Below are 7761 nucleotides of genomic sequence, written 5' to 3'. Positions count from 1 at the left end.
CCATAACTTATACAATTCTCCACACCATTCATATATTTTCAGTTTTTATCTATGGCGGATTTCTGTTTGTAGACATACTCTTTCTTTCTAAAATGACTCAGACTCTAAGCGATGATGAGCATGCAAAAGCCAGAGAAGCCATCATGATGCATGTCAGGAAAGTTGTTCCTTATGCCTTGATGGTAGCGGTTGCAAGCGGGATTTATCTTTTTTCACAAGCCTTCGGTAAAATAGAAAACGGCTCGCTCTCTTACTTTCAGGCACTTTTGGCAATAAAAGCATTTTTAGGTTTATGGCTAGGCTTTAGAGGAATAAACCAAAAACTCTTTAAAATAAATCCGTGGGTGTTTAAAAGCCACTTTTTTCCTTTTAGCCTTGTTGTCATAATTATTCTGCTCTCTCAATTTATGTATCTATAGATTCACAATTTAAGGACATATTTAAATTCATTGTTATAGAATGTGATTAATTTATCTCAATAATCGCACTAACATAACAAGGAATTTCAATGTTTAAAAGTTTAAGTATTCACAAAAAGATGAATTACTTTATTGCCATGGTGGCAATCTCTGTTTTTTCAGCTGCTATATCTATATTTCTTGCCCTAGGTCATATTGAATCAAAGTATGAGCATCTACATGAAAACTCAATGATAGGCGGTCTAACAACCCTTAAAATAGAGAAAAATCTTAACTATACAAGCAGACTCTCTAGAGATATTATGCTTGGCGGGGACTATGAGAAGAATATCCAGAGGCTTGAAAAAACACTCAAAGAGATTGAAGAGCACTTTACCTTGCTAGAAAATCTCATGGAAAAAGAGCCGTCTCTTGATATGGTCAAAGAGGCTAAAAGCTCTACTATGCTCTTTTTGCAAAACACCCTAAAAATGATGAAATCTCTAAACTCTCAAGATATACAAGAGAACAAAGATGCCATATATGCAAACTATTCAAAAGAGTTGACTCCCTTTGCAAATACCTCCAGAGAGTCGTTTGCAAAACTTGTCGAGCTAAAAGCAGCGGAACTAGACAGAGACTCTATGGGGCTTGCGACCGAAATTAACTTTTTTAAATTCTTAGCCCTTATTTCAGGTATCGTAGTAGGCGTGATAGTTTTAATCTTGGCAACTATGATAAGAAAATCTATAACAAGCGGAATAAACGACTTTACAAGGCTAATAAGTCATGTTTCAAAGGGTGATTTCAGCCATAAAGCTACAACTGTTGATAGAAACACGGAACTTGGCATTATGGGTTATGAACTCTCTGAGCTCATCAAGCACACGCAAGACCTTATACATGAGATAAACACTACTATAACCGATGCTTCTAAAGGCATATTCACGCACCGTATCTCTTCTAATGGCATGAGCGGAGAGTTTGTGGATGCTATAGAGAGTGTCGGAAAAAGCATTGAGTTTATGAAAACGCAGCATCTTAAAGCGCAGAGGGATGTGTTTAACTCAAAAATCAGCACTAAAAGCGTAATGGTTACAGAGTCTCTCTCTATGATTATCTCTGACTTGGATGAGAACCTCAATGATATAAAATCTGTTACGTCTGCGACAAAGCAGGCTTCAGAGTTGGCAAACAACTCAAGAAATGACATAACAGACATAACAAAAGAGCTTAATGCTCTCAATGAGCAGGTAAATATCAACAACGACAGCATCGGCGAAATAACAAATCAGGCAAACGATATAACCTCTGTCATTCAACTCATTACCGATATTGCGGATCAGACAAATCTATTGGCACTTAACGCGGCAATAGAAGCGGCGCGTGCAGGTGAACATGGAAGAGGATTTGCGGTCGTTGCGGATGAGGTAAGAAAACTTGCCGAGAGGACTCATAAAGCAACCGGAGAGATCTCGGTCTCCATCAAATCTCTACAGCAGAACATGAGCGAAATACAGACAAGTTCAGACAATATGAAACAGACCGTAGAGGGCTCCACAAATAAGATAAGCGGTTTTGAGAACACCCTTGTTGAACTAAGCGAAAACTCTTCAAAAATAGTCGATTACTCTTACGGGATGGAGAATAGTATATTTATAGTTCTTGCAAAGCTGGATCAGATACTCTTTAAATCCCGTGCTTACAACTCTATAATATCTCTTAAAAATGTCGTACCTTCAAAAGAGGGAGATAAATGCCGCTTAGGAGAGTGGTGTTCTGATGAGGGCAAAAGAAGATTTTCCAACACTGCCTCTTTTGCAAAACTAGATCTTCCTCGCATAACGATAAGCAAAAAGGTGCATGAAAACCTCAGCTACTTAGAAAAAAATGCAGAGATTGAAACTATCAAAAATGCAGATAAAATTATCAAAAACTTTGATGAGATGGAGAAGGTTTCTTCGGAAGTATTTGAGCTACTGGATAAAATGCTAAAAGAGTAGAAGTTAGCTTCTTTACTCCCACTCCTCATATTTGGAACTGGAGTGCTTATCCTTTTTATACCGTCTTGCATTTTTACTCTTCTCTAGCTGATTTGACTCATAAAGAATCTCCTCTTTTATATCTTGTACATCTTTGTCACTCTCCGTGTAGCTGATTATCTTTTTAACCATTTTTTGTAAATCCTGAAGATCACCCTTATAAAGAGCTATCTCTTCTACTCTTTGGAGCAGTTTCAAACTATTTTGTATCTTTTTGTCATACCCCTCCATAGAGAGATTTGACGTGCTTGATAAATAGGAGATAACTCCTTTGTGAAATCTCTCCAAAGCTCTTATATATCGAAGTCTATGTGCATTGTCTATCGCTTTTTGTGATGCCATTTCTTACCCATTATTTATTTATTGATAAAATTATACACTTAATTTTTAGCCTAGGACGTTTAATTGAATAAAATTGTTTTAACTGTTTTAATTTTATCTGTATCTCTTTTTGCCTCTATACAAAATCAGGAGGCGTCTTCTGAGCTGCTAAATTCCAACATACCTATTGTTGACATTAGAACACCTGGAGAGTGGAAGGAGACGGGGCTTCTTAAAGGCTCTATCCCTATTATGCTCTTTGATGAGAAGGGAAATTATGATCTTAAGATTTTTTTAGAAAAACTCAACAGTGCGGTTGATACAAAAAAACCATTTGCTATTATATGCAGAGTAGGAAGCAGAACAAAAATTTTAGCGCAGTTCTTATCACAAAAAATGGGATATGACGTCATAAATATTAAAAGCGGTATTATGTATGCAAAATATATAAAATTGCCCATTCTCCCTTACAAACAAAATCAATAGTGTCTTATAGTAAAGTTGCTGTTTCTTAAATTTCTCTTCTACTTTGCCACAAGGGTAGCGGTAATATTTGCCGCTATAGCACTTGTTGCATTTTTACTTTGGGCTATTTTATATGCCCTTTTTCTCTAAAATATCAGGCGGCTCAATCTTGTTAACCATGGCATATAGTGTCGGCAAATAGATAAGGTTTAAAAAAGTTCCCCAAAGCAGTCCAAACCCTAAAGATATAGCTATCGGCTGCAATATAACCGCTTGCCCGCTTGCATAAAATATAAGAGTAAATAGACCTAAAAAAGTTGTTACGGATGTTATTACAATCGGGCGAACTCTTAGTTTTGCACGATGTAAAAACTCCTCTACTCTATGCGTTCTATGTAAAAAGTCAAGCATTATTATCCCGTCGTTTATTACAACACCCGCGAGTCCTAAAATTCCAATAATAGAAGGCATAGTGAGATTTATTCCAAGCAGTTTATGCCCAAGAAGTGCGCCTAGAGCGGAAAGAGGGATAACGCTCATAACCATAAGGACATATTTTACTTTTGGAAAAATAAGCAGCAAGGTTAGAAAAATCAAAAAGATTGCAAAAAAGACTGCTCTTTTCATATCACTCTTAAGCTGTTCATTCTTCTCTTTTTCCCCTAGAAGCTCGACATTTACCCCCATCTTTTCTATCTCTTCAAGCGTAGGCTTTAGCTTGTCTAAAACTTCCTCCGAAGTTATACTTCTTTTATCAACATTAGCAAAAACAGTTTTTATAATATTTCCGTTTAACTTATTTATCTTCTCATAATCTCTAATTTCAGAGATATCTGCAATATCGGAGAGTTTCACATATCTGCCGTCTCCAAGAGCTATGTTGAAACCTAAGAAGGTCGCGATACTGTCTTTTGCGCTATCCTCCGTTCTTATCTCCATTATGCCCAAATCGTTAAAGGTGGTTCCCTGTTTCTGCTCTAAAAAGTATGCGCTTAATGTTTTTGCAACGCTCGCTTCACTAAGCCCCAAACTCTCTCCGTAAGAGTTTACTTTAACCTTGTACTCCATTTTCCCATATTTTATATTGTCACTATAATCTTTTATATGCTCCATTTGAGCAAATTTATCTTCTAGTAGTTTTATCCCATTTTGAAGTATATTATCGTTGCTTCCCGATAGATTGATCTGAATATCACTTTTTATAAGACCCGGTTTATCTTCCATAACACCTAGATCTTCCATCTTGTACTTATCTTTATATACACTTATGATTTCTTTGGCTCTAGGCGAGAGTTCAAAAGTCTGTTTTTGTCTAATCTTCTCAGGGTTGTCAAACTCAAAACTAAAATTTAAAACTGGATTTACATATTTATCAATCCAGTTTGTATCTACCCTGTCATATAACTCCATGGTAATCATAAAAACACTATTGTTTCTTTGTGTCTCCCCTGAGAGGCTTCTTCTGTAGCCCACAACGGAAGATATTCCCTTAAGAGAGAACTCCTCTGCATGTTCCATAAGTTTTGCCTCAATCTCTTTTGAGATTGCATAGGTGTCTTCTAGTGGAGTATTAATATCTAATTTTGCAGATATATAGAGATAGTTCCCGTCAAAATTCGGAAAAAACTGAAATTTCATAGATTTCGCGGTATAAAAAGTTGCCAGCGGGATTAAAATTATAAAGAGCAGAAGTGAGAGTTTTTTATGGTGTAAAAAACGCAAAATCACTCTCTCATAAAGATTTTGAAACGGCACCCAGCTGATGAAATTGTTGCTTTTTCTCAAAAACTCCTGCGCATGAAGCGGCAAAAAGAAGAAGCTCTCAATCAAAGAGCCTATCAAAATTATAACTACGGTGATTGGAATGAGTAAAATAAAAAGAGCTATCTCTCCTTGCATCATAAATATCGGTAAAAAGGCGACAACAGTTGTGACTGTTGCAAGGGTTACGGGAAGTATCATCTCTTTTACGCCGGCTATTGCAGCATCATAGTTATTCATCCCCTCATCTATGTAGCGCTGTATATTTTCGCTTACGACAATAGCGTCATCGACAACAATACCTATGACGATGAGTCCTCCAAGCAAAGAGACGATATTGATTGAGTATCCCATGTAGTAGATGCTTAAGAGTCCAATTATGAAAGAGAAAGGGATTCCAAGAGCTACGATGATTGCAATTCTTAGATTTATCAAAATATACATTGAAAAAAAGACCAATATCAAACCAAACATCAGATTTGAAATGATAGTGTCAAGTCTCTCTTTTACGGGCTTTGAACTATCTTGATAAAAATCAAAATGAGCTCCCTCATAATTTTTTTCTATACCCTTGACATACCCTCTTAGCTCCTTAGACAAAACAAGTGAATCGCCGCTTACTCCCTTTGAGATAACCAGTGAGATTGTTTTTTTATTGTTGTATGTTGAAAGCGTGTCCGTCTGCGGGTACTCAATGCTTACCTCGGCTATATCTCCTAATTTTACAAACCTGCCCTCTACATCTAAAATGCTCTCTTTATACTCATCCTCATCTGCTTTTCCGTTCGCCGTAGATACATACGCAAAACTTCCTCTTTGTTCTATATTTCCTACGGGAAAGATGTATGAGAGATTTGCTATCGCTTTTTGTACACCTGCATGTGAGAGTTCATAAGCTAAAATAGCCTCTGAGTTTAATTTAATAATTACCTCTTCATTGGAGTCTCCGCGGATTAAAACCTCGCTGATATTTTTCAGTTTTGCTATTTTTGACTTTACATCCTGCGCGATTACGGTAAGCTCGCCTATGGAGAGTCTGTCTGATGAGATAGCAAGCCGTATAAGTGATCTTGTTTTGTCAAGAAGTCTTGCAACCGGCTCATTCATGTCCGATGGCAGATACTGCCTGCTAAGAGCGATGGCATCTTTTACGCGTCCGAGGGTTATCTCTCTGTTTGCACTATCGCTAAGTGTCAAAAGTATGGCAAAAGCTCCCGGCGTTATAATAGTTTCCGTTTTGTCTATACCGCTTATATTGCTTAATTCATCCTCTATATCACGAACTGCCATTTTGTCCATGACATTGGCACTTGCTCCCTTGTAAGAACCGAGTACGCTGATTTTATCGAGTTCAACATCCGGAAAAATCTCTTTTGGGATATTTTTATAGGCATGTACTCCCATAAAAATCAAAAAAATCAAAAGCGCATAGTTTAATCTTGAGTTTTTTATAAAATATTCAATAAATTTAATCAATGAAAGGCTCTTAAAGAAGTGATTTGATTACATTGCTTACACCTTGGTGTAGATTGTAATTTGAGATAGGAAAGTCAAGGGATTCATTTTCAAGGTTTACGGTATATCTTGCCAAGTAATCACCAAGCACTCCCAAATCAATAGTTTCATACTTTTTAGATGCCGCCTCATCGAGCTTTGTTCTAAGCAAAACTCCCGCCTCATTTGACTTTTGAATCGTAAAAGCCAATGTTTTTAAACTTAAAAAATCACTCCATCTTAAAAAAAGCTCCGGAGTAAGCTCACTTTGAGGCGCTCCTTCGGGGGAAAAAAGTATATTTGCATCTCTTAGCGGAACCAAAACACTCAGTATCGCACCGCTAAACGGAACGACTTTATCCCTCCAAAAAGGAGATTCATTTCTACTTTTTAACTCTGCTTCTAATATTTGTAAAATCGTTTGTATATCTGCACTTTTAAAAAGTTCATAACTCTCTTGTTTCATAATTTTCCTGCCATATATAATAAATTTTATTGCCCTAAATTCTAGTATAATTTTGCTTTTAAGATACTTTTTTATAGGGGTCAAACTTTGAAACTAAACAAAGGCTTTATCACAAATTTTCTCGCTATAACTCTTGTCGTTTTATCATTTTTAATTGATGCGGCTATTAGTAAGATACTTTTATACACCGGACTTTTTGCTCTCTCCGGAGCTCTCACAAACCAGCTTGCTATTCACATGTTGTTTGAAAAAGTGCCCTTTCTCTACGGTTCAGGGGTTATTCCTGCACGCTTTGAAGCTTTTAAGGACTCTATTAAAAACCTGATGATGAGTCAGTTCTTTACAAAAGAGCAGCTAGATTACTTCTTTAAAAATGAGGAGAGAAAGATAGATTTGGTGCCTATCATAGAGAGTACGGACTTCTCTCCCGCTTTTGATGCGCTTACAAAAACCGTCATGGAGTCCTCTTTTGGAGGGATGCTTGGCATGTTTGGAGGAGAGAGAGCGCTTGAGAATCTTCGTAAACCGTTCTCCCTAAAGATGAAAAATGCCGTTGTAAAGATAGTAAGCAGTGAGACGTTTAACTACACTCTGCAAAACCATCTGAAAAACTCATCCCTAAGTGAGGATATGCTTAAATCTATTGAAGATATTATAGAGATAAGATTAAATGAGTTGACGCCGCACATGGTCAAAGAGATAGTACAACAGCTCATAAAAGAGCATCTTTCATGGCTTGTCGTCTGGGGCGGAGTTTTTGGCGGTTTAATTGGTCTTGTAAGTTCATTTCTACTATAACGCCAAGAGGAGAAAA

The 7761-nt window shown here is 36.9% G+C and carries 7 protein-coding genes; 4 read left to right on the top strand and 3 right to left on the bottom strand.

Translation table 11 applies throughout. The annotated features are described in order from the left end of the window. Together IBX42_RS10490 and IBX42_RS10485 are read left to right on the top strand one after the other, a co-directional pair. Positions 1-419: hypothetical protein (locus IBX42_RS10490; protein ID WP_294932684.1), on the top strand; the 419-nt coding region annotated here is incomplete at its 5' end. Between the two features lie 89 nt (positions 420-508). Beyond that, positions 509-2401 (top strand): methyl-accepting chemotaxis protein, encoded by a 1893-nt coding sequence (locus tag IBX42_RS10485; protein ID WP_294932682.1) that lies wholly within the window; start codon positions 509-511, stop codon positions 2399-2401. Between the two features lie 12 nt (positions 2402-2413). Here the strand turns inward: IBX42_RS10485 and IBX42_RS10480 are convergent, their stop codons facing one another. After that, positions 2414-2782, bottom strand: a complete 369-nt coding sequence (locus IBX42_RS10480; protein WP_294932680.1) for a hypothetical protein — start codon at positions 2780-2782, stop codon at positions 2414-2416. 63 nt (positions 2783-2845) lie between these two features. Here IBX42_RS10480 and IBX42_RS10475 point away from each other — a divergent pair, with 63 nt between their 5' ends. After that, positions 2846-3247 (top strand): rhodanese-like domain-containing protein, encoded by a 402-nt coding sequence (locus IBX42_RS10475; protein ID WP_294932678.1) that lies wholly within the window; start codon positions 2846-2848, stop codon positions 3245-3247. 108 nt (positions 3248-3355) lie between these two features. Here IBX42_RS10475 and IBX42_RS10470 read toward each other — a convergent pair whose 3' ends face one another. Both IBX42_RS10470 and IBX42_RS10465 read right to left on the bottom strand, forming a co-directional pair. Next, positions 3356-6463, bottom strand: a complete 3108-nt coding sequence (locus IBX42_RS10470; RefSeq protein WP_294932676.1) for an efflux RND transporter permease subunit — start codon at positions 6461-6463, stop codon at positions 3356-3358. 10 nt (positions 6464-6473) lie between these two features. After that, a complete protein-coding gene (locus IBX42_RS10465) occupies positions 6474-6947 on the bottom strand; it encodes a hypothetical protein (RefSeq protein ID WP_294932674.1) in 474 nt (157 codons plus the stop codon). 87 nt (positions 6948-7034) lie between these two features. Here IBX42_RS10465 and IBX42_RS10460 point away from each other — a divergent pair, with 87 nt between their 5' ends. Further along, positions 7035-7745: a DUF445 domain-containing protein gene (locus tag IBX42_RS10460; RefSeq protein ID WP_294932672.1), complete on the top strand. Its 711-nt coding sequence runs from the start codon at positions 7035-7037 to the stop codon at positions 7743-7745. The last annotated feature ends 16 nt before the right edge of the window (positions 7746-7761 follow it).

The organism is Sulfurimonas sp. (assembly GCF_014859695.1).
In the GTDB taxonomy this organism is placed as follows: Bacteria; Campylobacterota; Campylobacteria; order Campylobacterales; family Sulfurimonadaceae; genus Sulfurimonas.
Note: the sequence above shows the minus strand (reverse complement) of the source record. Positions and strands in the feature narration are given on the sequence as shown.

What these genes read in the sequence shown, in the direction of transcription:
- IBX42_RS10465 (WP_294932674.1), bottom strand. Translation starts at nt 6,947, where the DNA reads ATGAAACAAGAGAGTTATGAACTTTTTAAAAGTGCAGATATACAAACG.
- IBX42_RS10485 (WP_294932682.1), top strand. Translation starts at nt 509, where the DNA reads ATGTTTAAAAGTTTAAGTATTCACAAAAAGATGAATTACTTTATTGCC.
- IBX42_RS10480 (WP_294932680.1), bottom strand. Translation starts at nt 2,782, where the DNA reads ATGGCATCACAAAAAGCGATAGACAATGCACATAGACTTCGATATATA.